Annotated in this window: 23 protein-coding genes and 1 other annotated feature; of the genes, 22 read left to right on the top strand and 1 reads right to left on the bottom strand. The window is 42.1% G+C overall.

The window, feature by feature from the left end:
• The first annotated feature begins 302 nt into the window (after positions 1-302).
• The 19 genes from citZ to QR42_RS12805 all read left to right on the top strand — a co-directional run bounded on the left by citZ (position 303) and on the right by QR42_RS12805 (position 21,922).
• Positions 303-1,421, top strand: coding sequence for a citrate synthase (gene citZ / locus QR42_RS12895; protein WP_024424790.1), 1,119 nt, complete (start codon positions 303-305; stop codon positions 1,419-1,421).
• 153 nt (positions 1,422-1,574) lie between these two features.
• A complete protein-coding gene (gene icd / locus QR42_RS12890; protein WP_024424789.1) occupies positions 1,575-2,846 on the top strand; it encodes an NADP-dependent isocitrate dehydrogenase in 1,272 nt (423 codons plus the stop codon).
• Positions 2,847-2,880: 34 nt separating this feature from the next.
• Complete coding sequence (mdh, locus tag QR42_RS12885) at positions 2,881-3,819, top strand: malate dehydrogenase (protein WP_008356047.1); 939 nt, start codon at positions 2,881-2,883, stop codon at positions 3,817-3,819.
• Positions 3,820-4,003: 184 nt separating this feature from the next.
• A complete protein-coding gene (locus QR42_RS12880) occupies positions 4,004-4,732 on the top strand; it encodes a response regulator transcription factor (RefSeq protein WP_039180559.1) in 729 nt (242 codons plus the stop codon).
• Positions 4,725-6,467, top strand: a complete 1,743-nt coding sequence (pnpS, locus tag QR42_RS12875; protein WP_039180556.1) for a two-component system histidine kinase PnpS — start codon at positions 4,725-4,727, stop codon at positions 6,465-6,467. Before QR42_RS12880 ends, pnpS begins: the two co-directional genes overlap by 8 nt.
• 255 nt (positions 6,468-6,722) lie before the next feature.
• Positions 6,723-9,362 carry a DNA polymerase I gene (polA, locus tag QR42_RS12870; protein ID WP_039180554.1) on the top strand — a complete coding sequence of 880 codons (2,640 nt, stop codon included), beginning with the start codon at positions 6,723-6,725 and terminating at the stop codon, positions 9,360-9,362.
• A gap of 26 nt (positions 9,363-9,388) precedes the next feature.
• Positions 9,389-10,222 (top strand): DNA-formamidopyrimidine glycosylase, encoded by an 834-nt coding sequence (gene mutM, locus QR42_RS12865; protein ID WP_024426140.1) that lies wholly within the window; start codon positions 9,389-9,391, stop codon positions 10,220-10,222.
• Positions 10,223-10,396: 174 nt separating this feature from the next.
• Positions 10,397-11,029, top strand: coding sequence for a sporulation membrane protein YtaF (gene ytaF / locus QR42_RS12860; RefSeq protein ID WP_034279660.1), 633 nt, complete (start codon positions 10,397-10,399; stop codon positions 11,027-11,029).
• A 13-nt stretch (positions 11,030-11,042) separates the two neighbouring features.
• Positions 11,043-11,648: a dephospho-CoA kinase gene (gene coaE, locus QR42_RS12855; RefSeq protein ID WP_039180546.1), complete on the top strand. Its 606-nt coding sequence runs from the start codon at positions 11,043-11,045 to the stop codon at positions 11,646-11,648.
• Positions 11,649-11,821: 173 nt separating this feature from the next.
• Positions 11,822-12,844, top strand: coding sequence for a glyceraldehyde-3-phosphate dehydrogenase (locus tag QR42_RS12850; protein ID WP_024425707.1), 1,023 nt, complete (start codon positions 11,822-11,824; stop codon positions 12,842-12,844).
• A 235-nt stretch (positions 12,845-13,079) separates the two neighbouring features.
• Positions 13,080-13,460, top strand: coding sequence for an adenosylmethionine decarboxylase (gene speD / locus QR42_RS12845; RefSeq protein WP_003216492.1), 381 nt, complete (start codon positions 13,080-13,082; stop codon positions 13,458-13,460).
• Positions 13,461-13,643: 183 nt separating this feature from the next.
• Positions 13,644-14,030 (top strand): hypothetical protein, encoded by a 387-nt coding sequence (locus tag QR42_RS12840; protein WP_039180545.1) that lies wholly within the window; start codon positions 13,644-13,646, stop codon positions 14,028-14,030.
• A gap of 4 nt (positions 14,031-14,034) precedes the next feature.
• Positions 14,035-14,493, top strand: a complete 459-nt coding sequence (gene nrdR / locus QR42_RS12835; RefSeq protein WP_003216720.1) for a transcriptional regulator NrdR — start codon at positions 14,035-14,037, stop codon at positions 14,491-14,493.
• 101 nt (positions 14,494-14,594) lie between these two features.
• Complete coding sequence (locus tag QR42_RS12830; protein ID WP_039183256.1) at positions 14,595-16,019, top strand: replicative helicase loading/DNA remodeling protein DnaB; 1,425 nt, start codon at positions 14,595-14,597, stop codon at positions 16,017-16,019.
• Positions 16,020-16,035: 16 nt separating this feature from the next.
• Positions 16,036-16,965, top strand: a complete 930-nt coding sequence (gene dnaI / locus QR42_RS12825; protein ID WP_024425710.1) for a primosomal protein DnaI — start codon at positions 16,036-16,038, stop codon at positions 16,963-16,965.
• 33 nt (positions 16,966-16,998) lie between these two features.
• Positions 16,999-17,637, top strand: coding sequence for a TVP38/TMEM64 family protein (locus tag QR42_RS12820; RefSeq protein WP_039183253.1), 639 nt, complete (start codon positions 16,999-17,001; stop codon positions 17,635-17,637).
• Between the two features lie 60 nt (positions 17,638-17,697).
• Positions 17,698-18,567 carry a putative sporulation protein YtxC gene (ytxC, locus tag QR42_RS12815; protein ID WP_039180544.1) on the top strand — a complete coding sequence of 290 codons (870 nt, stop codon included), beginning with the start codon at positions 17,698-17,700 and terminating at the stop codon, positions 18,565-18,567.
• Between the two features lie 43 nt (positions 18,568-18,610).
• Positions 18,611-18,857 (top strand) — a binding site (T-box leader).
• 45 nt (positions 18,858-18,902) lie between these two features.
• Positions 18,903-20,843: a threonine--tRNA ligase gene (gene thrS / locus QR42_RS12810; protein ID WP_024425713.1), complete on the top strand. Its 1,941-nt coding sequence runs from the start codon at positions 18,903-18,905 to the stop codon at positions 20,841-20,843.
• Positions 20,844-21,001: 158 nt separating this feature from the next.
• A complete protein-coding gene (locus tag QR42_RS12805) occupies positions 21,002-21,922 on the top strand; it encodes a methyl-accepting chemotaxis protein (protein ID WP_039180543.1) in 921 nt (306 codons plus the stop codon).
• A 52-nt stretch (positions 21,923-21,974) separates the two neighbouring features.
• On the opposite strand, the gene QR42_RS12800 is transcribed toward QR42_RS12805, so the two are convergent.
• The gene (locus QR42_RS12800; protein WP_039180540.1) at positions 21,975-22,754 is read right to left on the bottom strand and encodes an HAD family hydrolase; all 780 of its coding nucleotides are present in this window, start codon (positions 22,752-22,754) and stop codon (positions 21,975-21,977) included.
• A gap of 176 nt (positions 22,755-22,930) precedes the next feature.
• Between QR42_RS12800 and QR42_RS12795 the strand changes: the two genes are divergently transcribed.
• The 3 genes from QR42_RS12795 (at position 22,931) to lrgA (ending at position 26,003) form a co-directional block, all read left to right on the top strand.
• Positions 22,931-24,688, top strand: coding sequence for a sensor histidine kinase (locus QR42_RS12795; protein ID WP_039180537.1), 1,758 nt, complete (start codon positions 22,931-22,933; stop codon positions 24,686-24,688).
• Entirely contained in the window at positions 24,685-25,422 is a 738-nt protein-coding gene (locus tag QR42_RS12790; RefSeq protein ID WP_039180535.1) for a LytR/AlgR family response regulator transcription factor, read from the top strand. Before QR42_RS12795 ends, QR42_RS12790 begins: the two co-directional genes overlap by 4 nt.
• A 137-nt stretch (positions 25,423-25,559) precedes the next feature.
• Positions 25,560-26,003, top strand: coding sequence for an antiholin-like murein hydrolase modulator LrgA (gene lrgA, locus QR42_RS12785; protein WP_024425718.1), 444 nt, complete (start codon positions 25,560-25,562; stop codon positions 26,001-26,003).
• Positions 26,004-26,006 lie beyond the last annotated feature (3 nt).

Below are 26,006 nucleotides of genomic sequence, written 5' to 3'. Positions count from 1 at the left end.
TATATTAAAAGAAGCAAATTCCCTTTATTCCATGCCTGATATGGGAGACTGGAAAAAAAATTATCAAAAAAAATTATAGTTAAACATTTAACAAATGTCTGATTATTGTTTATAATGGGAATAGGCTTAATTTTGAACTCATTGATCACACAAGAGATATGAGGCTAAAAGCGCTCTAACCGTATAGGTAAATGTAAGCATTTTCTTTTCAGAACCTGCCATCTTATTCGGATTGGATAGCGCTTTCAAAAAGTGAGAATTCTGCAACGAAGGGGAATCTTTTTAAAAAGGGGAGATTGAACATGACAGCAACAAGAGGTCTTGAAGGTATCGTGGCAACAACTTCATCCGTAAGCTCAATTATTGATGATACTCTTACTTATGTAGGGTACAATATCGATGATTTAACTGAAAAAGCTACATTCGAAGAAATTGTCTACCTGTTATGGCACTTAAAGCTGCCGAATGAGCAGGAGCTGAGTGAATTAAAACAACAGCTCAATGAAAATGCTCAGATTCCGCAAGAAATCATTGAGCATTTTAAATCTTATTCGCTCGATGGGGTTCATCCAATGTCTGCGATTCGTACAGCAGTATCCTTACTAGGTTTACTAGATGACGAATCAGAGATTATGGACAAAGAAGCGAATTACAGAAAGGCAATTCGCTTACAGGCGAAAATTTCTGGACTAGTCGCTGCGTTTTCTCGCATTCGCAAAGGACTTGAGCCTGTACAGCCAAAAGAAGAATACAGCTATGCTGCAAACTTCTTGTATATGCTAAATGGCGAAGAGCCGTCACCAGTAGAAATTGAAGCCATTGATAAGGCGCTTATTCTACATGCGGATCATGAATTAAACGCATCGACATTTACAGCACGTGTATGTGTTGCTACACTATCAGATATCTACTCTGGTGTGACAGCGGCTATCGGTGCGCTGAAAGGACCGCTTCATGGCGGCGCTAATGAAGGCGTGATGAAGATGCTTTCAGAAATTGGCGAAGTTGAAAACGTAGATTCCTATATTCATGGTAAGCTAGAGAAGAAAGAAAAAATTATGGGCTTTGGCCACCGCGTATATCGTCAAGGTGACCCGCGTGCAAAGCATCTAAAAGAAATGAGCCAGCGTTTAACAAACCTCACTGGCGAGCCGAAATGGTATGAAATGTCTGTTCGCGCAGAGGAAATCGTGACATCAGAGAAAAATCTTCCACCAAATGTTGATTTTTATTCTGCATCTGTATATCACAGTCTTGGCATTGATCATGACTTGTTTACACCAATTTTCGTGATCAGCCGATTCTCTGGATGGATTGCTCATATTCTAGAGCAATATGACAACAACCGACTCATCCGTCCAAGAGCTGATTACATTGGACCTGATCTTCAAACCTTTGTTCCGATCAGTGAAAGAGACTAATGTTTATAGAATAAGCGGGGGCTGATTTCAAAAGGCTAATCAGCCTCCATATCAACATCAACAAAAAACGAATCACGTGAAAAACTTTTTTGCTTGCAGACATCAAGCCAAGAAGTTTCAAATATTCACTACATAACCTGGGAGGTAATATCATTGTCACAAGGCGAAAAAATTACAGTTACTGGCGGCGTATTGAATGTACCAAATAATCCAATCATCCCGTTTATCGAAGGGGACGGAATCGGTCCTGACATTTGGAAAGCGGCATCAAGAGTACTTGAAGCAGCTGTAGAAAAAGCATATAAAGGTGAAAAGCAAATCACTTGGAAAGAAGTATATGCAGGTGAGAAAGCTTACAATAAAACTGGAGAGTGGCTTCCTGAGCAAACGCTTGAAGACATTCGTGAATACTTAATTGCGATTAAAGGACCACTAACAACACCAATTGGCGGAGGAATCCGTTCATTAAACGTGGCACTTAGACAAGAGCTTGATTTATTCACATGCTTACGTCCAGTTCGCTGGTTCAAAGGCGTACCTTCTCCTGTTAAACGTCCAGAAGACACAGACATGGTGATCTTCCGTGAGAACACAGAAGATATCTATGCTGGTATTGAGTATGCAAAAGGTTCAGACGAAGTGAAGAAGTTAATTGACTTCTTGAAAAACGAATTAGGTGTGAACAAAATCCGTTTCCCAGAAACGTCAGGTATCGGAATCAAGCCAGTTTCTGAAGAGGGAACATCCCGTCTTGTCAGAGCGGCTATCCAATATGCAATTGACCAAGGCCGTAAATCTGTGACGCTTGTTCACAAAGGAAACATCATGAAATTTACAGAAGGTGCCTTCAAAAACTGGGGCTACGAAGTGGCTGAAAAAGAGTTTGGCGACAAAGTCTTTACATGGGCACAATATGATCGTATTGTAGAACAAGATGGAAAAGATGCGGCAAACAAAGCGCAAAGTGAAGCAGAAGCTGCTGGCAAAATCATTGTCAAAGACAGCATTGCAGATATTTTCCTTCAACAAATCCTAACTCGTCCAGCTGAGTTCGATGTTGTGGCTACAATGAACTTAAATGGAGATTACATCTCTGATGCACTTGCAGCACAAGTTGGTGGAATTGGTATCGCACCAGGAGCGAACATCAACTACGAAACAGGACACGCTATTTTTGAAGCGACTCACGGAACAGCACCAAAATATGCTGGTCTTGATAAAGTGAATCCATCTTCTGTTCTTCTATCAGGCGTGCTGTTACTTGAGCACCTTGGCTGGCAGGAAGCAGCTGATCTAGTGATTCAATCTGTTGAAAAAACAATTGCATCTAAAGTCGTCACTTACGATTTTGCTAGATTAATGGATGGCGCAACAGAAGTAAAATGTTCTGAGTTTGCTGACGAGCTCATCAAAAACTTGTCTTGATTCTTAAACTTTAAAGTTAAAGGGGAAAAAGGAAATGGCAAACAAGCGTAAAAAAGTATCTGTCATCGGAGCAGGTTTTACTGGAGCAACTACAGCATTTTTAACAGCTCAAAAAGAATTAGCGGATGTCGTCTTAGTTGATATCCCGCAGCTTGAGAACCCAACAAAAGGGAAAGCTCTTGATATGCTGGAAGCAAGCCCTGTTCAAGGCTTCGATGCGAACATTACAGGCACTTCTAACTACGAAGATACAGCCGGTTCTGATGTCGTGGTCATTACGGCAGGAATTGCAAGAAAGCCGGGAATGAGCCGTGACGATCTCGTGTCAACAAATGAAAAAATCATGCGCAGCGTGACACGCGAAATCGTTAAATATTCTCCAGAAGCCATTATTGTTGTGTTAACAAACCCTGTTGATGCAATGACATATGCAGTTTATAAAGAATCAGGATTACCAAAAGAAAAAGTCATTGGACAATCGGGTATTCTTGATACAGCACGTTTCCGTACGTTTGTTGCTCAAGAATTAAACCTATCTGTCAAAGATGTGACGGGCTTTGTCCTTGGTGGACATGGTGATGACATGGTTCCGCTTGTTCGTTACTCTTATGCAGGCGGTATCCCGCTTGAAACATTGATTCCAAAAGATCGAATTGATGCGATTGTTGAAAGAACAAGAAAAGGCGGCGGCGAAATCGTGAACCTATTAGGTAACGGTAGTGCCTATTATGCACCTGCTGCTTCACTTGTAGAAATGGTTGAGGCGATTCTAAAAGATCAGCGCCGCGTAATCCCAACGATTGCTTACCTTGAAGGTGAATATGGCTACGAAGGCATTTACCTTGGTGTACCAACAATCGTAGGTGGAAACGGCCTTGAGCAGATCATTGAGCTTGAGCTGACAGAAGAAGAAAGAAGTCAGCTTGACCGTTCTGTTGAATCTGTTAAGAACGTCATGAAAGTATTGTCTTAATATGAAAAAGGAAGGCTTCTCTTATGAGGGGCCTTCTTTTTGTTTACAAAACAAATCTTGTCGAAATTTTAAATTGTCCTCTTGTTAAGCTTTCGTTAAAATGAAAGAGAAAGCGTGACTTCTCGCTTTTCACATAAGATACAAAAAAACGGATGCAGGGGAAATCACTAATTGGAGGCACAACATGAATAAAAAAATATTAGTTGTGGATGATGAAGAATCGATTGTAACACTTCTAAGCTATAACCTTGAAAGGGCGGGCTATGATGTCGTCACAGCAAGAGATGGGGAAGAAGCGCTTGAAAAAGCAGCAAGTGAACAGCCTGATCTCATTGTATTAGATTTAATGCTTCCGAAAATGGACGGCATTGAAGTGTGCAAACAACTGAGAATTCAAAAAATGATGTTCCCTATTTTAATGCTGACAGCAAAGGACGATGAATTTGATAAGGTGCTCGGCCTTGAACTTGGAGCCGATGATTACATGACAAAGCCATTCAGTCCTAGAGAAGTGGGTGCTCGGGTAAAAGCCATCTTAAGAAGAGCGCAGCAATCTCAGCCTGCCCCCACGCAAGAGGACAAGGAAGAGGTCATTGCAGACCAAATCAAAATTGGTGAACTGCGCATTTTACCAGAACACTACGAAGTCTACTTCCAAGAAGAACGTCTAGAGCTTACGCCGAAGGAATTTGAACTGCTGCTTTATTTGGCCAAGCATAAAGGACGTGTCCTCACACGTGATCTGCTGCTAAGTGCCGTTTGGAATTATGACTTTGCAGGAGACACTCGTATTGTGGATGTACACATCAGCCACTTGCGGGACAAAATTGAAAAGAATACGAAAAAACCAACATACATTAAAACCATTCGCGGCTTAGGCTACAAATTGGAGGAGCCAAAGCCAAATGAGTAAAATAAGAACCCGCCTGTTTTCGGGACTTATTTTTCTCCTTTTTATTGTGTTTGTCGCACTTGGCCTTTTTCTGGATCACATGTTCCATGTTTTTTATGAAACAAAATTAACGGAACGAATGGAAAATGAATCGAGCTTTCTTCTTTCTTCCATGGATGGTGATGATCTGCAGGCGAAGCAAAACAAGGAGATCCTCAATCAGGCAAAGCAGCATCTCGACATGAATGCGTCAATTGTGAATCTGAAGGGGAATATCATACATACAACGGGTCAAGCGGAGCAAAGGGGCATCATTCAAAACACACTGAACAATGAACGGCTTCAAACAAAAGGCGTCGTCATTGAGGATGAGAAGGATGCGCTGTTTCATTACGCAGTCCCTATTCTGAAACAAAACGAACCGGCAGGCTATTTATTTCTCCATGCGTCATTCCAGCCTTTAAACGAAATTGATGGCCAGCTTTGGCTCGCATTAGCCGTTTGTCTTGGCTCGGCGATTATTATCATCGTTTTCTTTGGATACCGCATGTCGATGAAATATGTAAAACCGATAGATTATGCCACAAAGGTAGCCAAACAGCTGGAACGTGGGAACTATGATACCAATCATTATGAAGAGCTCATCATTGAAACTAGTGAGCTTAATACATCAATGAAGCGTCTGGCAGAAAGCCTTCAAGAAATGACAAGCACTGGGGAAATGCAGCGGGACCGTCTGCAAACAGTCATTGAAAACATCGGTGCAGGAATTATTTTGATTGATAAGATGGGGTATATCAACCTAGTCAATCGAACCTTCCGCAAGCAGTTTAAGGTGCAAAAGCACATTTACATGCACAAGCTGTATCATGAAGCATTTACACATGACGAAATTATTGAGCTGATTGATGAAATTTTTATGACAGAAACGAAGGTGCGGAAGTTTTTGCGCCTAGCCGTTGACATTGAACGGCGCTACTTCCAAGTGGATGGTGTCCCAATTTTAAGTACAGACGATGAATGGAAAGGAATTGTCCTTGTGTTTCATGACGTGACAGAAACAAAGCAGCTCGAGCAAATGCGAAAAGATTTTGTCGCCAATGTTTCTCATGAATTAAAGACACCGATTACGTCGATTAAAGGATTCTCCGAAACCCTTCTTGATGGAGCGATTGATGACAAAGAAGCGCTGACACAATTCCTTTCCATCATTTTAAAAGAGAGTGTCCGACTCGAAACTCTCATTCAAGATTTACTCGATCTTTCCAAAATCGAGCAGCAGCATTTCAAACTAAATATTCAAGACGCCAATGCGTCAGAAATCATTCAAGAGATTGAAGTCCTTTTAAAACAAAAGGCTGCGGAAAAAGGTATTCAATTACAAGTGCGTATCCCGAAAGAGCCTGTCTATGTGATGGCAGATCCGCTGAGATTAAAGCAAATCTTCCTCAATCTCGTCAACAATGCTCTTACCTATACACCAGAGGGAGGGAGTGTCACCATTTCGGCAAGACCGCGGAAAGGCGCCTATGAATTTGATGTAGCAGATACAGGAATCGGCATGAAGAAAAGAGAGATTCCAAGAATATTTGAGAGATTTTATCGAATTGATAAAGATAGAAGTAGAAATTCAGGCGGAACAGGACTTGGTCTTGCGATTGTCAAACACCTTGTGGAGGCGCATGAAGGGACGATTTCAGTCCATAGCAAACAAGGCAAAGGAACGACTTTTACAGTGAGCCTGAAATCAAAATAGGGAAAAAAGGAATGTCACGTTAAAATTTACATGATCTTTACAATGGATTCATGTTTAGTTAAACAATCATTGGTAGGATGAATAGGAACCCCTTCATCCAAGGAGCCAATTTTGTAAGGACGAAAACACTTGTTGTTTTCGTCCCTTTTTTTATGCAGGTTCGACTATTTTCTTTTCAAAATAAACTTTGATAAAATGATGATACAATGTGTGAAAGAGACGGCTGAAATGGCTCAGCCGATGGAGGATTAAAACATGACAGACAAAAAGAAATTAGTACTAGTGGATGGAAACAGTCTCGCTTATCGAGCTTTTTTTGCTTTGCCGCTATTATCAAATGATAAAGGCGTCCATACAAATGCCATTTATGGCTTTGCAATGATTTTAATGAAGATGCTCGAGGACGAGAAGCCAACCCATATGCTCGTCGCATTTGATGCGGGGAAAACAACGTTCCGCCACGAGACATTTAAAGAATATAAAGGCGGAAGACAAAAAACGCCGCCAGAGCTATCAGAACAAATGCCGTTTATCCGTGAACTATTAGATGCCTATCAGGTGAAAAGGTACGAGCTTCCTCAATACGAGGCTGACGATATTATCGGGACATTGGCTGTGGAGGCAGAAAAAGACGGCTTTGAAGTGAAAATTTTCTCAGGAGATAAGGACTTAACGCAGCTCTCAACAGACCATACGACGGTAGCAATTACGAAAAAAGGCATTACAGAAGTAGAATATTACACACCGGCTCATATTGAAGAAAAATATGGTCTGCGCCCAGATCAAATCATCGACATGAAAGGCTTGATGGGAGATTCCTCAGATAATATCCCAGGGGTGCCCGGTGTAGGGGAAAAAACAGCGATAAAATTGTTAAAGCAGTTTGAAACGGTAGAAAACCTGCTTGAACATATTGACGAAGTCAGTGGTAAAAAACTCAAAGAAAAGCTTGAAGAATATAAAGAGCAAGCGGTGATGAGTAAACAACTCGCAACGATTCTTGTAGAAGCGCCAATTGATGTATCAAGCAAGGATCTCGCATATGAAGGTCCTCATATGGATCAAGTGATCTCTCTTTATAAAGAACTAGGCTTTCAAACGCTGCTAGAGCGTCTAGGAGAAACACCAGAAACAGGTGAACAGGTCGAAGTTGAAGCATTAGAAGTGAAAAAAATGACTGATGTAACGGATGAAATGCTGACAGATCACGCCGCCCTTGTGGTAGAACAGCTTGGAGATAATTATCATGAAGCGGATTTGATCGGTTTTGCGATCCATAATGAAAACGGTGCGTTTTTTATCACGAAAGAAGATGCACTTCAATCAGATGCATTTAAACAATGGGTACAGGATGAAACGAAGAAGAAATGGGTCTTCGATTCAAAAAGAGCAGTTGTCGCCCTCAGATGGCACGATGTCGATCTAAAAGGTGTCGATAACGATGTCCTGCTCGCTTCCTATGTCGTCAATCCTCAGAAATCCTATGAGGACGTCGCCAGTGTGGCGAAGGAATACGGCCTGAACATCGCATTTTCTGATGAAAAAGTGTACGGAAAAGGAGCAAAGCAGGCGATCCCACCTGAAGATGAACTGAAGGAACATCTTGGACGAAAAGCAGCGGCGATCTCTGCTCTGCATGATTTAACACTTGAAGCACTAGAAAAAAATGATCAACATGAACTGTATGAAGACTTAGAGCTGCCGCTTGCCCTCATCTTAGGTGAAATGGAATCACTTGGCGTAAAGGTAGATATTGAGCGCCTAGAGAAGATGGGTGAAGAGTTAGCGAAAAAGCTGAAAGAATATGAGGAAACCATTCACCGCTTAGCAGGTGAAACGTTTAACATCAATTCTCCTAAACAGCTTGGCGTGATTCTTTTTGAAAAATTAGGTCTGCCGATTATTAAAAAGACAAAAACAGGCTACTCGACATCTGCGGATGTTCTTGAAAAGCTTGAAGATAAGCACGAAATCATTCGGTCTATTCTGCATTACCGCCAAATTGGAAAGCTCCAATCGACCTATGTGGAAGGCTTAATGAAGGTAACGCGCAAGGATACACATAAAGTGCATACACGATTTAATCAAGCGCTCACGCAAACAGGAAGACTAAGCTCAACAGATCCCAACTTGCAAAACATCCCAATTCGTTTAGAGGAAGGACGGAAGATTCGTCAAGCATTCGTTCCATCAAAAGAAGGCTGGCTTATGTTTGCTGCTGACTATTCACAAATTGAGCTGCGTGTACTCGCTCATATTTCTCAGGATGAGAATTTGATCGAAGCGTTTACGCAAGATATGGATATTCACACGAAAACAGCGATGGACGTGTTCCATGTCTCAGAAGAAGAAGTGACTTCCTCTATGAGAAGACAAGCCAAGGCTGTCAACTTCGGAATTGTATATGGAATCAGTGACTATGGATTATCTCAAAATCTTGGGATCACAAGAAAAGAAGCAGCTGCCTTTATCGAACGCTATTTAACAAGCTTTAAAGGCGTGAAAACCTATATGGAAGAGATTGTGCAGGAAGCGAAACAAAAAGGATATGTCACGACACTTCTCAAACGCAGACGGTATATCCCGGATATCACCAGCCGTAATTTTAATATCAAAAGCTTTGCGGAAAGAACAGCCATGAACACACCGATCCAAGGAAGTGCAGCTGATATTATTAAAAAAGCCATGATTGATATGGCGCGTAAGTTAAAAGAAGAAAACTTGCAGGCAAATCTTTTATTACAGGTGCACGATGAATTGATCTTCGAAGCGCCGAAAGAAGAAATTGCCATACTCGAAAAAATTGTCCCTGAAGTCATGGAAAATGCACTTCAGCTAGATGTGCCGCTAAAAGTTGATTTTGCTTCAGGCCCATCTTGGTACGACGCAAAATAATAGAGAGAGAAAAAGGAGCGAGGAGCATGCCGGAATTACCAGAAGTTGAAACCGTCCGGCGCACACTCAAGCGGTTAGTCGAAGGAAAAACGATTGAAACGGTCGATATCAAATGGCCGAATATCATCAAACGTCCTGGGGAGCCGGAAGAGTTCGCAAGAAGGATGGTAGGAGAAACGATACAAACCATTGAAAGAAGAGGAAAGTTCCTGCTCTTTCATTTAGACCACTACGTAATGGTCTCCCATTTAAGGATGGAAGGGAAATACCGTGTACATGAAGCGCATGAGCCATACGATAAACATGTACACGTCGTCTTTACTTTTACAGATGGTACTGAGCTTCGGTATCATGATGTGCGTAAATTTGGCACAATGCATTTATTTCAGCCGGGGGAAGAGGAAAAGGAACTCCCGCTCTCACAGCTGGGGTATGAGCCTTTTGATGATCAATTCACTCCGGAATATTTATGGGAGCAATTGAAAAAAACATCCCGTGTGGTCAAAACAGCGCTGCTTGATCAAAAGATTGTCGTGGGACTAGGTAATATTTATGTAGATGAGGTTTTGTTTAAAGCAGGCATTCATCCAGAAACAAAAGCGAATCAGCTCAGCCTTGAATCGTGTAAAGTACTTCACAGGCATATTATCGATACACTTCAAGTAGCGGTAGATGCAGGAGGAAGCACGATTCGCTCATATATCAATTCACAAGGTGATATTGGAACATTTCAGCTGCAGCTTCTTGTGTATGACCGGCGGGGAGAGCCTTGTCAAACATGCGGAAGCATCATTGAGAAAACAGTAGTCGGAGGGCGCGGCACACATTTTTGTGTAACCTGCCAAAAACGTCCTCAATAAAAATCAGCCATCAGCATGCTTCCTTTTTGCTGTGCATACGATAAAAAACATTCATTTTTCAGCAAGGTGTAGACTGACACACAGCCCACCTGCTCTTCATATAGTGAAGAAGAGTCTAAGGACGCCTAGAGACTCTTGATCATCGTTGCATGAACAGAAAGGAAGAGTTCAGGTATGATTTCGATTTCGCTCCTGTTTTTAGCTATTGCAGTCAGCATTGACAGCTTTTCTGTAGGCTTTACGTATGGACTTCGTAAAATGAAGATTCCATTTAAAGCGATTGTCATTATTGCATGCTGTTCAGGGATTGTGCTGCTCATTTCTATGCTGATTGGCAGCCTGCTGACGACATTCCTCCCTGTCTCAGTGACAGATAAACTTGGTGGAGGCATTTTGATCGCCATTGGACTTTGGGTCCTTTATCAATTTTACAAACCAGCGAAAGAGCGTGATTTGCTACTTCATGAAAAGACATTGCTTAATGTGGAAGTGCAGTCACTTGGTCTTGTCATTCAAATTTTGCGCAAGCCGACAAGTGCAGATATTGACCGTTCTGGGACGATCAATGGAATAGAAGCAGTGCTTCTTGGGATTGCTTTATCCATTGATGCATTTGGCGCAGGGATTGGCGCTGCGATTCTAGGCTTTTCACCAATTGTCATGAGTATCACTGTGGCCGTGATGAGCTCACTCTTTGTGTGTATCGGGCTTCGTTCCGGTCATTACTTGGCAAATTGGCGCTGGATCGATAAACTTGCATGCTTACCAGGGCTTCTGCTCATTTTAATTGGGGTGTGGAAGCTGTAAAGGAGGAAATCAATTGACGCTTGTCATTGGATTAACAGGCGGGATTGCTAGTGGAAAAAGCACCGTCTCGCAAATGATAAAAGAGCATGGCATCCGGGTCGTGGACGCAGATGTCATTGCAAAAGAAGCGGTTGCCAAAGGTACACCAGCTCTTCAACAAATCGTTCAAACCTTTGGCGAGGATGTTCTCCTGCCAAATGGGGAGCTGAACCGGCAGCAGCTTGGAGCCATCATTTTTTCTGATGAAGAGAAAAGAAAGCAGCTGAATGCGATTGTTCATCCTGAAGTGAGAAAAGAAATGCTCAAACAGAGAGATGAAGGGGTTAGTCAGCAAGAAACCTTCGTTGTCCTCGATATCCCGCTTTTATTTGAAAGTCAGCTGGAAAGCCTTGTCGACCGCATCATTGTGGTGTATACAACGCCTGAATTGCAGCTGTCGCGGCTCATGAATCGAAATGACCTCAGCGAGGAAGAAGCACTGAATCGTATTCACTCTCAGCAGTCTCTTGAGGAGAAATGTAAAAAAGCAGACCGCGTGATAGAGAACACACAAGATCTTACTTTTATCAGAAAGCAATTGCAAAACATATTAAATGAATGGGAACATACAGATAAGTAAGAGTACATACACGTACTCTTCTTTTTTTTATGCTTTATTCTTATCTCCTTTGAAAAGAACAGCCCTTTTTAGAAAATATACGTTTATATACTGGCAATTACATTCTAATGTGATATACTAATTTCATAAATAAATTTATTGAGTATAACACATAATAGAGGAGTGACCTGTTCATGAAGGTAAAAGCAGCGATCAATGGGTTTGGCAGAATTGGACGCATGGTCTTCAGAAAAGCAATGCTTGATGATCAAATTCAAATTGTAGCGGTGAACGCAAGCTATCCTGCCGAAACGCTAGCACATTTAATTAAATATGACACAAATCATGGACGTTACGAATGTGATGTGACTGCAGAAGATGACGCCTTGATTGTAAATGGCAAAAGAGTGCTTTTGCTTAATAATAGAGATCCAAAGCAGCTTCCATGGGGAGAGCTTGGGATTGATATCGTCATTGAAGCAACAGGTAAATTTAATTCAAAAGATCAAGCGATGGGCCATATAGATGCTGGAGCGAAAAAAGTCGTTCTAACAGCTCCAGGTAAAAATGAAGACATTACGATTGTGATGGGTGTCAATGAGGATGATCTTGATCCTGAAAAGCACGTCATTATTTCAAACGCATCTTGTACAACAAACTGTTTAGCACCAGTTGTAAAACTGTTAGATGATGAATTTGGCATCGACAACGGGTTAATGACAACGGTTCATGCTTATACAAATGATCAAAAAAATATCGATAACCCGCATAAGGATCTGCGCCGGGCAAGAGCATGTGCTCAGTCCATTATTCCAACTACGACGGGTGCCGCTAAAGCGCTTTCTTTAGTGCTTCCGCACATGAAAGGGAAATTGCATGGGCTTGCACTCCGCGTGCCGGTTTCCAATGTGTCGATGGTTGATCTTGTTGTAGACTTAAAAAAAGATGTCACAGCAGAAGAAGTCAATGCAGCCTTCTCGAATGCATCTAAAACATCTCTTGCTGGTATTTTAGATTACACAGATGAGCCGCTTGTCTCTACGGACTTTAACACGAACCCTTACTCAGCAGTCGTTGATGGATTGACAACGATGGTAATGGAAGGGAGAAAAGTAAAAGTTCTTGCATGGTATGACAATGAATGGGGTTATTCATGCCGAGTGGTTGACCTTGTGAAATTTGTCGGCGCACAGATGAAAGAGCTGTCTGCTGTTTGAAATGAAGAAGACGATCGTCCCTTTTCAAGAAATGAGAGAAAATCCCACTAAAAACACAGCTTGCAAAATGGGTCTAAACAAAGTATACTATTTTTCGTGAACTTCTTGTTCGCAGACTCATTCGGGTATACTTAAAGGGTTAGGACCTCTTAGGACTAACTTTCCCCCGTGGTATATGTCCGGTCCGGCTGCTTAGAACTTCACTCTTTCATTCTTGTTTAAAGGGGGGTCCATGATGGAAACAATCGGACGTCACGTTATCTCCGAGCTATGGGGATGCGACTGTGATAAACTGAACGACATGGATTTTATTGAAAAAACGTTTGTAAATGCAGCTTTGAAATCAGGAGCTGAGGTAAGAGAGGTTGCTTTTCACAAATTTGCACCTCAAGGAGTAAGTGGAGTTGTCATTATTTCTGAATCTCATCTGACAATTCACAGCTTTCCTGAACATGGTTATGCGAGCATAGATGTTTATACTTGCGGCGACCTAGATCCGAATATTGCAGCAGATCATATCGGAGATGAATTAGGTGCTGAAACAAGAGAAAACATCGAAATTCCTCGAGGCATGGGTCCTGTACAAGTAAAACAGGCACAAGCCAAAGCACTGTAAACATAAAAAAGATTGCAATGGGAGCTGGCCAAAAGCATTAAATGCCTTTGTGTTATGCTCCTTTTTATATTTATTTGATAAAAAATCCAACATTCCCCAGCTTGTCTATACTTTTGTTCTAGGAAAACAAAGGTTTTTTTTATAAAATAAAGAAAGAGGCATTATGGCAAAGGGGATACGTGTATGATTTTAAGACAAAATTTTAAACGGTTCATGTCAAACCATACAGAAACATTTGACGAGCATCCAGTGTCAGAACTGAAAAGCCATTACTACAAATCGACGAATGCACAAGTTTTTCAAGCGGTGGAAGCCATTCTTTCCCGAAACGATTCCTATCAAGTGACATCTGTTTCAGCAGAACGAGGTGAAATCAGCGCAAACATACGATTGCCGAAAAAAGCCTTTCTCGTAGCGACTGTCATTTCAATTCGTCCTTTTGAAACAGCTGTCGATTTTAATGTAACAACAGAAACGGCCCTGCCAACAGATTTCGGCTATAGTCAGAAGACCGTTCTGTCCCTTTATGATGAACTAGACAAACAACTTCCAAGAATAGATCGGAGCTGATGATATGAAATGTCCCACATGTCAGCACCTTGGCACAAGGGTGCTTGATTCAAGACCAGTAGATGAAGGGAAATCCATCCGTCGTAGAAGAGAGTGCGAAAGCTGCCAATATCGCTTTACGACGTTTGAAAAATTAGAAGAATTACCGCTGATTGTGGTGAAAAAAGAAGGAATTCGAGAAGAATTCAGCCGCGAAAAAATGCTGAGAGGACTTATCAAAGCGTGTGAAAAGCGTCCTGTCGCTTTAAAGCAGCTGGAGGATGTCTGCTTTAATATCGAAAAAGAACTGCGCAATCAAGGCATGTCAGAAGTGAAAAGCGAGCTTGTAGGTGAAATGGTGATGGACGAGCTGGCGAAAATTGATGAAGTGTCTTACGTTAGGTTTGCCTCGGTTTACCGGCAGTTTAAAGACATCAATGTCTTTATTGATGAATTAAAAGATCTATTAAAGAAAGAACGCTAAAAAGAGCTGGAGATTCTTCATGCTCTTTTTCCTGCGTAAAGCGTAAAACGCAAAAAGAGTGTACAATGGAAACAATCGCAATTCATGGGGAGGATCAGCAAATGACAGAGCATTGGAAGGAAGTGCTAGCCGTCGATCCGTATGTCGTCAAAAGCGCTTCATTGCTCGGTGACATCGATAGACAGCTCATCACTCTTTTATATCAGCCGCTTATTGGCATGTCCGCTTTTAGCTTATACATGACGCTGTGGGGAGAGCTGGAACAAAATCGTATGTGGGGAAAACCTGCACCTCATCGGCAGCTCATGGTCATGCTGCAGACGAATTTAAATGATATTTTTGAGGAACGTTTAAAGCTTGAAGCGATCGGCTTACTCCGCACATATGAACAGGAAACGGAAGAAGGCAGACTGTTTACATATGAGCTTGTACCGCCGCTAAGACCGGATGAATTTTTCCAAGATGGTATGCTGAATGTCCTGCTGTACCATCGTGTAGAGAAAGCAAAATATATGCAGCTTCGTGATTATTTCTCTTATCCAGGTGTTCCTGCAGAAGCAAAGAACATTTCACGGTCGTTTGAAGAAGTCTTTCACGTATTGCAGCCAGGCGAACGCAAGATGACAGAAGAGATTCATCAGGCGTCATCGCTTGATCAAGGCTATGAATATGTGACCGTTGGATCGAGTCAGCCGGCACCACTCTTAGACGAATCCTTCGATTTCGATCTATTATTAGCGGGTATGTCTGACATGATGATTCCAAGAAAGGCTTTGACTAAGCAGGTAAAAGAAACAATTAAGAAGTTAGCTGTTGTATACGGCATCACCCCGCTTCAAATGCAAAATATTGTAGCAGGTGCATGCGGTTCGGATCAAATGATCTCAACAGAAGAGCTGAGAAAAGCAGCAAGAGACTGGTACCAAATTGAATACAGAGGCGAACAGCCAAAGCTGATTGATCAAAAACAGCCAAGACACTTGCGACAAGATGCTTCAAAGACGCCGGCAGCGGATACTCCAGATGCAAAATTGATTGAAAAGCTGGATCATATTTCGCCTAGAGAGCTGCTAAAAGACATGGCAGATGGCATTGAGCCGACGTATGCCGACCTAAGAATTGTCGAAGATATCATGCTCGAGCAGCAGCTAGAGCCAGGTGTCATGAATGTTCTCATCTACTATACCTTACTCAAAACAGATATGAAGCTGTCGAAAACATACATGCAAAAAATCGCCGCTCATTGGGTAAGAAAGAAAATCAAAACCGTTGCCGCGGCGATGAAAATTGCCAAAGAAGAGAACAGACAAATGACAGAGTGGGCGCAGCAGAAAAAGCAGCGCAGCACATATGGTTCAGGAAAAGTCGTCAGGGAAGAGAAACTGCCTGACTGGATGAAAGAAACCGAAACGAAAGAACAGCCGGCAAAAGAGCAAACGGACAATCTGTCTACAGAAGATCTCGAACGAGAAAAAGAAAAACTGTTAGATCAGTTTAAAAATATGAAAAAGTACAATGCACATTAAGGTGAGGTGAGATGGGATGAAACCGATCGGTCGTTCATTTGAACAGCTAAAAGGACGAGTAGATTTTCGTGTGAGATACAATCAGATTAAAGAAAGTGTGTTATCTGATGAAGATGTGAAGGCCTTTTTACAGAAGCATCAAGAAGAGATACATGAAGACATGATCAATCGCAGCTTGAACCGGCTCTTTGAATATGTGCAGCAGTCGAAGGGCTGCTCTTACTGCTTAGATGATGAAAACGTCAATGCCATTTTAGATGGGTATCACCCGAAGCTTGTGATCAAAGGTCAGAGTATTGATATTGAATATTCCCCTTGTCCAGTCAAGCTGCGGCTCGATAGACAGAAAAAACAGCAAGAGCTGATGAAAAGCATGTATATTCCGCAAAATGTCCTTCAAGCGACGTTCGCTGATCTGAACGTTGTGGGAAGACAAGAGGTCATCCAAAAAGTAGGTCAATTCCTCCAAAGCTATGATGAGACTGGAAAAGGAAAAGGCTTGTATTTACACGGAAAATTTGGAGTAGGAAAAACGTATATTCTGGCAGCCATTGCGCAGCAGCTAGCGGAGAAAGAATACCCATCTCTCCTTGTTTACGTGCCTGAATTTGTAAGAGAGTTAAAAAATTCGTTAGCTGATCATACACTCGAAGAAAAGCTGAATATGGTCAAATCCACCCCGATTTTAATGCTTGATGATATTGGAGCAGAATCGATGACAAGCTGGGTGCGGGATGAGCTGCTCGGTACGATCTTACAATACCGTATGGCAGAGCAGCTACCGACATTTTTCTCTTCTAATTTCTCACCAAATGAGCTGAAGCATCACTTTACGTACTCACAGCGCGGGGAAAAAGAAGAGGTCAAAGCCGCCCGTTTAATGGAACGGATTCTCTATTTAGCAGAGCCGGTCTTGCTCGAAGGAGAAAACCGCCGTCATTTATAAAAGCGTATGTCACCTGAAGGAGGAGCAAATGAAATGAACAAAAGAAAATGGCTGCTTTTTCTTGTGATTGGTATTCTTGCTGCTGCGTTGTGGTGGCTGAATAAACAGCATCTTCAGCTCGCGCCGAAAGATGTGAAGAATTGGGTGCTTCAATTTGGGATCCTGGCTCCCTTTGTTTTTCTTTTCTTATCTCTTTTTCGCCCGTTTGTTCTCGTCCCGATTACAGTCTTTTCGCTGGCAGCAGGTTTGGCATTCGGCAGTGTCCTTGGGACGATTTATGCCCTCATTGGGGCTACAGCCGGGGCAACAGGCTCCTTCATGATTGCGTCAACCTTTCGTGCGAAAAAGAAGGAAACGGAATCAAACAGCCGGAAGCTGAAAGCGGTGACGTCCCGCATTCAGGAGCATGGATTTCTTTATATTTTGTTATTGCGTATTGCACCGATTCATTTTGATTTTGTCAGCTATGCGGCAGCAGCTTCACGTGCAAATTATCGTGCATTTGTGGCAGCCACCTTTTTAGGCTTAATACCGGGTACAATTGCGTTAAATGTTCTCGGCTCAAGCTTTGTCAGCGGCAATTATGCCGCCTTAGTGGTTGTTTGTTTGATTTATTTGATCTTTATCTCCGTTCCACTCATTTTAAAAAGAAAGATGCCTGATTTATTTTAGGCGTCTATTTTTTATGTTTCCCCCATATATATGTAACAGATGTCGTTAGGGGGGACAAACATGCTTGAAATAATCTTTGAAGATGAATATGATACCGCCGCTTTTTTACATCTTGCTGAACACTTGGACAGTCGGCATCACATGTCAATTCAACAAGGGAAAGACCGGCTTCTCATAGAGGCGAAGGAATCAGAAGAAGCACTTGAGCACATTGTGCGGCCATTATTGGTTCACTTTTTTTTGGAATGCAAAGAAAATGAGCGCATGCGCAGCATCCTTGAAAACACCTATTTATTTAAAGATCCCGAAGAGCAGCACCAAATTCTTTCCATCGCTCACAGTATCATGAACGGGGACTTAGATGATATTCCCGGCATTCAGCAAGAGCCGTCAAGAGAAGCCCTTTTAAAAAAGGAGCTTGAGGCAATTTCTTTACAGCAAGGTGTTTTTTCAATTGGTTCATTTATGACATTTAGGCTGTCAGAATATGATCGAAGGCTGAAGAACTATGTTGAAGTGTCCATTGAAGAATACAAAATGGAGCAAGAGTATCAAAATTTCATTCAATCGCTTCGAGACTATGTGATGGCAAGAGAGCCTAGGCTCGAAAAAGTACATGTTGTGCATCAGGACCGCCTGGTGATTTGGGAATTTCGCTACGCTTCTGAGCGTGATCAAAAACAATACATAGACAGACAGTTTGTAAGAGAGCATCCAATGTATATTGATTCGCAGCTGATTGCACCGCTTGTCTCCATTGCACCGCAAAAAATTGACCTATTTACAAATGATACAGGTCACTCGATGGTGCAAACGATTCAAAATATTTTTCAAGAAAGGGTCGAGGTGTTCCCATCTCATTCATTCCAAGAGCACAATGTTCAATTTGTACATGACCATTTCGACAAGAAAAGTGAAAAGCTTTCTTGATTTTCACGAAAAAACGTTTTATAATACGGTGTAACTTCATACAGAGACCGTATTGATAAGGACATGAACAAATGAACACCCGCTTAAAGAGAGGGAAGCCGCGGCTGAAAGCTTCCTAGCAGAGGACCATTTGCTTTACCACCTTTGAACATCAGCTGTGAACTTTTTAGTAATGGCTGACGGGAATTCCCGTTATCGAACCGCAAGCCGTATTTGCTTATGAAAAGCAAGCTGCAAGTACGGGAAAAAGGGTGGAACCACGATTCCGTTTATTCAACCTCGTCCCTTTCCAGGGGGCGGGGTTTTTATATTGCCAAAAAAAGGAGTGACCAGAGATGTCAGAACAAATTCAACTTACATTTCCAGATGGAGCAGTCAAGGAGTTTGACAAAACAGCGACAACAGAAGACATCGCGGCATCAATTAGCCCGGGCCTAAAGAAAAAAGCACTTGCCGGTAAATTGAACGGTAAAGAAATAGATCTGCGTACGCCGCTATTAGAAAGTGGAACAATCGAGATCATCACAGATAAAAGTGAAGAAGCACTCGACATTATGCGCCACAGCACAGCCCATTTGCTAGCGCAGGCGATCAAACGCCTGTATGGAAAAGAACATCACGTTCAGTTTGGCGTAGGTCCTGTCATCGAAAATGGCTTCTACTATGATGTGGACATCGATGTAGCCATCACACCTGAAGACTTGCCAAAGATTGAAAAAGAAATGAAGAAAATCATTAACAGCAATCTGCCAATTGAGCGAATTGAAGTATCAAGAGAAGAAGCGAAAAAGCGCTTTGAAGCGATTGGTGATGAGTTGAAGCTTGAGCTGTTAGAGGCGATTCCAGAAGGTGAAGCTGTGACGATTTATGAGCAGGGTGAATTCTTTGACCTCTGCCGCGGGATTCACTTGCCGTCTACAGGGAAAATCAAAGAGTTTAAACTGTTAAGCCTTGCAGGTGCATACTGGAGAGGTGACAGTAACAACCAAATGCTTCAGCGTATTTACGGAACAGCTTTCTTCAGCAAAGAAGATTTAAATGAGCATTTACGTCTGCTTGAAGAAGCGAAAGAACGCGATCACCGTAAGCTTGGAAAAGAGCTGAAGCTGTTTGCGAATTCTCAAAAGGTTGGTCAAGGACTTCCGCTTTGGCTGCCAAAAGGCGCAACGATCCGCCGCGTCATCGAGCGTTACATTGTCGATAAAGAAGTGCGTCTTGGCTATGAGCATGTGTACACACCAGTTCTTGCGAATGTTGAGTTGTATAAAACATCAGGACACTGGGCGCATTATCAAGAAGACATGTTCCCCGTGATGGAAATGGACAACGAAGATCTTGTTCTTCGTCCTATGAACTGTCCGCACCATATGATGATTTACAAAAACGAGCCGCACAGCTATCGCGAATTGCCAATTCGTATTGCAGAGCTTGGTACAATGCACCGCTATGAAATGTCAGGTGCTTTATCCGGCCTTCAGCGTGTCCGCGGTATGACATTAAACGATGCACACATCTTTGTTCGTCCAGATCAAATCAAAGACGAGTTCATCCGTACAGTTCGCTTAATTGAAGAAGTGTATCAAGACTTTGGCTTGAATGACTACACATTCCGCTTATCTTACCGTGATCCAGAAGATACTGAGAAGTATTTCGATGACGATGCGATGTGGAATAAAGCACAATCGATGCTGAAGGATGCAATGGACGAGCTTGGTCACGATTATTATGAAGCAGAAGGCGAAGCGGCATTTTATGGTCCGAAGCTTGATGTACAAGTGAAGACAGCTCTTGGAAAAGAAGAGACATTATCCACTGTACAGCTTGATTTCTTACTTCCAGAACGCTTCGATCTCACATATATCGGAGAAGATGGAAAGCACCATCGTCCAGTTGTCATTCATAGAGGCGTTGTTTCTACAATGGAACGCTTCGTTGCCTTCTTAATTGAAGAATACAAAGGAGCTCTGCCAACATGGCTGGCACCTGTACAATTCCAAGTCATCCCGGTTTCACCGTCTGTTCATTTAGACTATGCGAAAAAAGTACAGGAACGTTTACAGCTTGAAGGCCTTCGTGTAGAACTTGACAGCCGTGATGAAAAGATCGGATACAAAATTAGAGAAGCGCAAATGCAAAAGATTCCGTACATGCTTGTTGTCGGAGATCAAGAAGCAGAAAATGGCGCTGTCAATGTTAGAAAATACGGGGAACAAGATTCAGAAACAATGGATCTTGAAGCCTTTGTGAAACATGCAGTAGCAGAAGCGAAAAAATAATGAAGCAGCCAGTGATTCTTTTTAAGATCACTGGCTTTTTTCTTTTTGGAAAACTTTCTCCACTAGTGATCCAATTCCTAAAAAGAGACGTTTAGATAGTACAAAAGTAAGGGTAAGTATGTACTATTGGTTTGAGACAAATTGGGGGAATGAAATCGATGAAGCAAACTACAAACACTTTATCGTCACAAGTATTGGAGCAATCAGCTGTTCTTCGTGCATTAGAGCACTCGCTGGCAATGATTGAATTTAATGTGACAGGTGAAGTTCTATGGGTGAACGATATTTTTGCAAAAGCCATGGGATATTCTAAAGAAGAGATGATCGGTCTTAAACATAGACAGTTTTGTCCTCCACATATTACAGAACACACAAGCTATCATATGTTTTGGAAGAGTTTGAGAGAAGGTCAAGTCTTTCAGGAAAAAGTACAGCGGTTCACAAAAAACGGCAGCAGCTTATGGCTTGAAGCGACATATTCACCTGTTCGAGATGAAGAAGGAACTGTAGTGGGTGTTGTGAAAGTGGCGACAGATATTACGGAGAGAGAACTATCGATGAAACAGGTTGTAGAAGACTTAAAGGAGATGTCTGCGAAATTAATGGAACGAGCAGAAGTTGGCATACAGCATAGTCAAAGTGTCAATACATCCTTTAATCATATAGCAAACGAAACCGATCAAAATATGAGCTTGCTAAAAGGATTAACGGAGCAGGTAGAGTCCATCAGCTCTATTGCGGCAACCATTAATAGTATTTCTTCGCAAACCCAGCTGCTCGCCTTAAATGCGGCAATAGAAGCGGCACATGCGGGTTCCTATGGAAATGGCTTTAGTGTAGTGGCAGCAGAAATTCGAAAGCTTGCGACAAATTCAAAAGAAGCGATCGTCAAGGTAGATCAATATGTGAAGGCGATCCATGCAGAAGTAGAGAAGGTCAGCAGCGGAACAAGCAGGGCAAAGACAACCGTGTTTACAAACCGGGATCTTGTAAAGCTGGCAAGCGAAGAATTCATCATTGTAGGAGAAGCAGCACGCGGCTTAGACCGGCAAGCGCAAAGTCTAGCATCAATCATTTAGCTCTGTGAATAAAAAACACCCAATCTCGTCAGGAGAAGGGTGTTTTTTTGTTTTATTTTAATATATCAAACAATTCATGTAAGTCTTTGATTTCATAATCAGGCGTCACATCTGTTTCATTTTTCTTGTCATGGCGATTGATCCAAACGGTTTGGATACCAACGCGAGATGCGCCGAGAATATCTGTTTTTGGATTATCCCCAACCATGATCACTTCGTCTTTTGTTAAGTTTAACAGCTGAAGGCAGTGCTCAAAGATACCTGGATCAGGCTTGCCTTTCCCATAATCCCCTGAAATCACAATCTCGTTAAAATAAGGAGCAAGCTCAGGAACACCCGCAAGTTTTTCCTTTTGAAGGCTAGGATCTCCGTTTGTTAAAAGGAGCAATTCGTAGCTGCCTTTCAGGCGGTTTAAAACAGGGTATGTTTCTTCATAGACATATGGGCGTTTCCTACGCTCTGCTGCAAAGAAATCAGCCAAATATTGTCCAAATGCCTCATCGTCAATTCCCGCTGCCCTTAAGCCATTGGTCCAAGCGTTTTTGCGATATTCTGGTGCAATGGCGTTCAGCTTTTGAAAGCCTTCGCTAATCGGTTCACTAAAATTGGACCACAGTCCTTCGAAAGGATTAATGCCGATCATGACAGTATAATCATATGTTTCATAGGAAGAGTACAGCTTTCTTGCTTCTTCACGTACAATCTGTTCAAATGATTCTGGATCGAGTCCATATTTCTTTTCCGCTTCCCGGCAAGTTTCCTGAAAAGTTGTGTGAATGCTTTTTTCGTCCCAAAGTAAAGTATCATCTAAATCGAAAAATACGGCTTTCATGATCTTCTCCCTTGTTATGTATGTGTTACCTTCAATTGCAAGTGACAGGCTCATGTTCATTTTACAATAGAAGAAGAGGCCAATAAAGAAAAGATTTGAGAGATCTTTGATCATTGACCGCACATGATAGAATAGAAAGACAGTAGATATGACATACATCATTTGAGGTGGCCGGTTTGCTTCATTTAATTATCATGATGATCGAGCGTGTAGGGATCATCGTTATTCTAGGATTTGTGCTTGCTCATGTGAAGGGCTTTCGCAATCTATTGCTACATAATCAAGGATTTCGGAAAAAGGCAATCCTTGTCTTCATTTTTGCTTCTTTTAGCATTATCAGCAATTACACAGGAATTGAAATTCAGCAGCAAATTGTCATGAATCATGAGTTTTCTTATCATCTCGGCTCGTCAAGCTCTATCGCCAATACGAGAATTATGGGGATCGAAATGGGCGGTTTGATCGGGGGGCCGTTTGTAGGGATTGGCGCAGGGCTTTTAGCTGGAATTCATCGCTATTCCCTTGGAGGAAGCACCGCGCTCAGCTGTGCGATTTCTTCCATTTTAGCCGGTGTCATTGCAGGTTATGTCGGCAGCAGGTTTAAGCGGAGGAATCGAATGGTGACACCTCGCCAAGCAGCCCTTTTTGGTGTGGCGATGGAATCATTACAGATGATCATTATCCTTCTGTTTGCAAGACCATTCGCCGATGCATGGGGGCTAGTCAGTATCATTGCCCTGCCGATGATTTTTGTGAATGGAATCGGCAGCTTTATCTTTTTATCTATTTTACAGTCAGTCATTCGGCAAGAAGAGCAGGCAAAGGCGATGCAGACGCATCGTGTATTTTTGATCGCCGATCAAACACTGCCTTTTTTCCGCCAAGGTTTAAATGAACAGTCTTGTAAAAGTGTGGCGGAGATCATTCATCGGTTGACTGAAACAGATGCGGTCTCCTTAACAGATACAGAAAAGATTTTAGCGCATGTCGGAGATGGAACAGATCATCATATTCCATCTAAAAGCCTGATTACGGGGCTGTCGAAACAAGTCTTGATGAGCGGCAAGATTATGAAGGCACATTCGAAGGGCGAAATCAATTGTTCCGTCGCCCATTGCCCTCTTGAAGCCGCAATCGTGCTGCCGCTCACTTCTAACGGTCAAACGATCGGGACGTTAAAAATGTATTTCAATTCTCCGGTCGGATTAAGCAGGGTGGAAGAGGAGCTTGCAGAAGGTTTGGCGATGCTGTTTTCCACACAGCTTGAGCTTGGGGAGGCGGAAACTCAAAGCCGCCTGCTAAAAGATGCAGAGATCAAAGCCCTTCAAGCACAAGTGAACCCGCACTTTTTATTTAACGCCATTAATACCATCTCTGTTTTGTGCAGAACCAATGTGGAGATGGCAAGGAAGCTGCTGTTGCAGCTAAGTATTTATTTTCGCTCAAATATGCAAGGTGCCCGCCAGCTGCTGATTCCGATGCATAAAGAGATTCAGCATGTGGAGGCATATTTGTCACTTGAACAAGCAAGATTTCCAAATAAGTACCATGTGACCTTTCAAATTGAAAAGGAGCTGGAGCAGGTGATGATTCCGCCCTTTGTGATTCAGGTGCTTGTTGAAAACGCTGTGAGACATGCTTTTCCTAAACATCAAACAAATTGTGAAGTCATCGTATCCGCTTTGATGAAAGATGGGCATGTTTATATGAAAGTAACAGATAATGGGCAGGGAATTGAAGATGATAAGATGGCTCAACTATTAAAAGCGCCTGTCGAATCACTAGAAGGAACAGGGACAGCCCTTTTTAATTTAGATCAGCGGTTAAGAGGGATTTTTGGCAGACAAGCTGCTTTATCGATTCATAGTGACCAAGGCACTGACATCTCATTTCGCATTCCAATGGATTATGTAAAAAAGGATGATTCTCATTGATGAAGGTATTAATTGTAGATGATGAAGTGTTAGCAAGAGATGAATTAAAATACTTATTACGAAGAACGAAAGAGGAAGTTCAAATAGAGGAAGCAGAAAATATAGAATCTGCTTTTGATCGGATGGTTGATCAGAAGCCGGATCTGCTCTTTTTAGACATTGATTTATCTGGTGAGAATGGATTTGATATTGCCAAAAGGCTCAACCGGATGTCTGATCCGCCAGCGGTTGTATTTGCGACAGCCTTTGATCAATATGCGCTGAAGGCGTTTGAGGTAAGTGCGCTTGATTACTTAACAAAACCATTCGATGAAGAGCGTTTGCTCCAGACCATTCAAAAGTTTAAAAAATGGAAATCTGTTGAAACGCAAGAGCACCAGCTGTTAGATGAGAAAATACCCCATCAGCAAAAATTAGCGATATCAGTTGATGACTCTATTGTGATCCTGCAAGTTGAAGAGATCATGTATGTAGGACTAAGCGAGGGGAAAAAGGTTGTGAAAACAAAGGATCACATGTATGAGGTCACAGAACCGCTGGTGGTCATTGAAAAGAAACTCCCTGAGGCTTATTTTATGAGGGTCCATCGCAGCTATATCGTGAATACCTCTCATATGAAAGAAGTACAGCCGTGGTTTAATTCGACGTACAATCTGCATATGACAGACGGGTCCATCATTCCTGTCAGCCGCACATATGCCAAAGAATTAAAGAAGTCACTCCTGCTAGAGTAGGAGGGCTTTTTTTGTTTGTATTTCAATACTCGTTTTTTGCATTTCAGTCATTGAATCTGGTGAGTTTTATTGTAAACGCTTTATTCATTTATTTCATGCCGTATACTGAGGGCAGTCGAAGAAAGAGGTGAAGGGGCATGAGTGCCACTAAAGTATATGGATTTTTATCTCAAGCATTTATTTTTGCAACCGTAATGTTCGTTTCTAATCTCATTTCAATGTATTTACCGATTCCGATGCCCGCATCCGTGATTGGTTTGGTTCTATTATTTGTTTTGTTAACAACGAAAATTGTCAAACTGGAGCAGGTGGAGCAATTAGGTACATCATTGACAGGACTCATTAGCTTTCTATTTGTTCCCTCTGGGATCTCAGTTATTCAATCACTAGGTGTCATGCAAGAAGTAGGTGTGCAAGTAGTCGGTGTCATTATCATTGCAACCATTATGTTACTTGCAGCGACAGGGCTGTTTTCACAGCTTCTCATGCAATTATCAGAAAGACCGCAGAAACGTAAAGAGACAAAGGAGAGTAAATCTGCTCCTTCTCATTCAAATAAACCAGCTTCAAGTACGCATTAAAGG

The organism is Bacillus sp. WP8, assembly GCF_000800825.1.
Classification (GTDB): domain Bacteria; phylum Bacillota; class Bacilli; order Bacillales; family Bacillaceae; genus Bacillus; species Bacillus safensis.
Note: the sequence above shows the minus strand (reverse complement) of the source record. Positions and strands in the feature narration are given on the sequence as shown.

What these genes read in the sequence shown, in the direction of transcription:
- citZ (WP_024424790.1), top strand. Translation starts at nt 303, where the DNA reads ATGACAGCAACAAGAGGTCTTGAAGGTATCGTGGCAACAACTTCATCC.
- mdh (WP_008356047.1), top strand. Translation starts at nt 2,881, where the DNA reads ATGGCAAACAAGCGTAAAAAAGTATCTGTCATCGGAGCAGGTTTTACT.
- QR42_RS12880 (WP_039180559.1), top strand. Translation starts at nt 4,004, where the DNA reads ATGAATAAAAAAATATTAGTTGTGGATGATGAAGAATCGATTGTAACA.
- pnpS (WP_039180556.1), top strand. Translation starts at nt 4,725, where the DNA reads ATGAGTAAAATAAGAACCCGCCTGTTTTCGGGACTTATTTTTCTCCTT.
- polA (WP_039180554.1), top strand. Translation starts at nt 6,723, where the DNA reads ATGACAGACAAAAAGAAATTAGTACTAGTGGATGGAAACAGTCTCGCT.
- mutM (WP_024426140.1), top strand. Translation starts at nt 9,389, where the DNA reads ATGCCGGAATTACCAGAAGTTGAAACCGTCCGGCGCACACTCAAGCGG.
- ytaF (WP_034279660.1), top strand. Translation starts at nt 10,397, where the DNA reads ATGATTTCGATTTCGCTCCTGTTTTTAGCTATTGCAGTCAGCATTGAC.
- QR42_RS12850 (WP_024425707.1), top strand. Translation starts at nt 11,822, where the DNA reads ATGAAGGTAAAAGCAGCGATCAATGGGTTTGGCAGAATTGGACGCATG.
- speD (WP_003216492.1), top strand. Translation starts at nt 13,080, where the DNA reads ATGGAAACAATCGGACGTCACGTTATCTCCGAGCTATGGGGATGCGAC.
- QR42_RS12840 (WP_039180545.1), top strand. Translation starts at nt 13,644, where the DNA reads ATGATTTTAAGACAAAATTTTAAACGGTTCATGTCAAACCATACAGAA.
- nrdR (WP_003216720.1), top strand. Translation starts at nt 14,035, where the DNA reads ATGAAATGTCCCACATGTCAGCACCTTGGCACAAGGGTGCTTGATTCA.
- QR42_RS12830 (WP_039183256.1), top strand. Translation starts at nt 14,595, where the DNA reads ATGACAGAGCATTGGAAGGAAGTGCTAGCCGTCGATCCGTATGTCGTC.
- dnaI (WP_024425710.1), top strand. Translation starts at nt 16,036, where the DNA reads ATGAAACCGATCGGTCGTTCATTTGAACAGCTAAAAGGACGAGTAGAT.
- QR42_RS12820 (WP_039183253.1), top strand. Translation starts at nt 16,999, where the DNA reads ATGAACAAAAGAAAATGGCTGCTTTTTCTTGTGATTGGTATTCTTGCT.
- ytxC (WP_039180544.1), top strand. Translation starts at nt 17,698, where the DNA reads ATGCTTGAAATAATCTTTGAAGATGAATATGATACCGCCGCTTTTTTA.
- thrS (WP_024425713.1), top strand. Translation starts at nt 18,903, where the DNA reads ATGTCAGAACAAATTCAACTTACATTTCCAGATGGAGCAGTCAAGGAG.
- QR42_RS12805 (WP_039180543.1), top strand. Translation starts at nt 21,002, where the DNA reads ATGAAGCAAACTACAAACACTTTATCGTCACAAGTATTGGAGCAATCA.
- QR42_RS12800 (WP_039180540.1), bottom strand. Translation starts at nt 22,754, where the DNA reads ATGAAAGCCGTATTTTTCGATTTAGATGATACTTTACTTTGGGACGAA.
- lrgA (WP_024425718.1), top strand. Translation starts at nt 25,560, where the DNA reads ATGAGTGCCACTAAAGTATATGGATTTTTATCTCAAGCATTTATTTTT.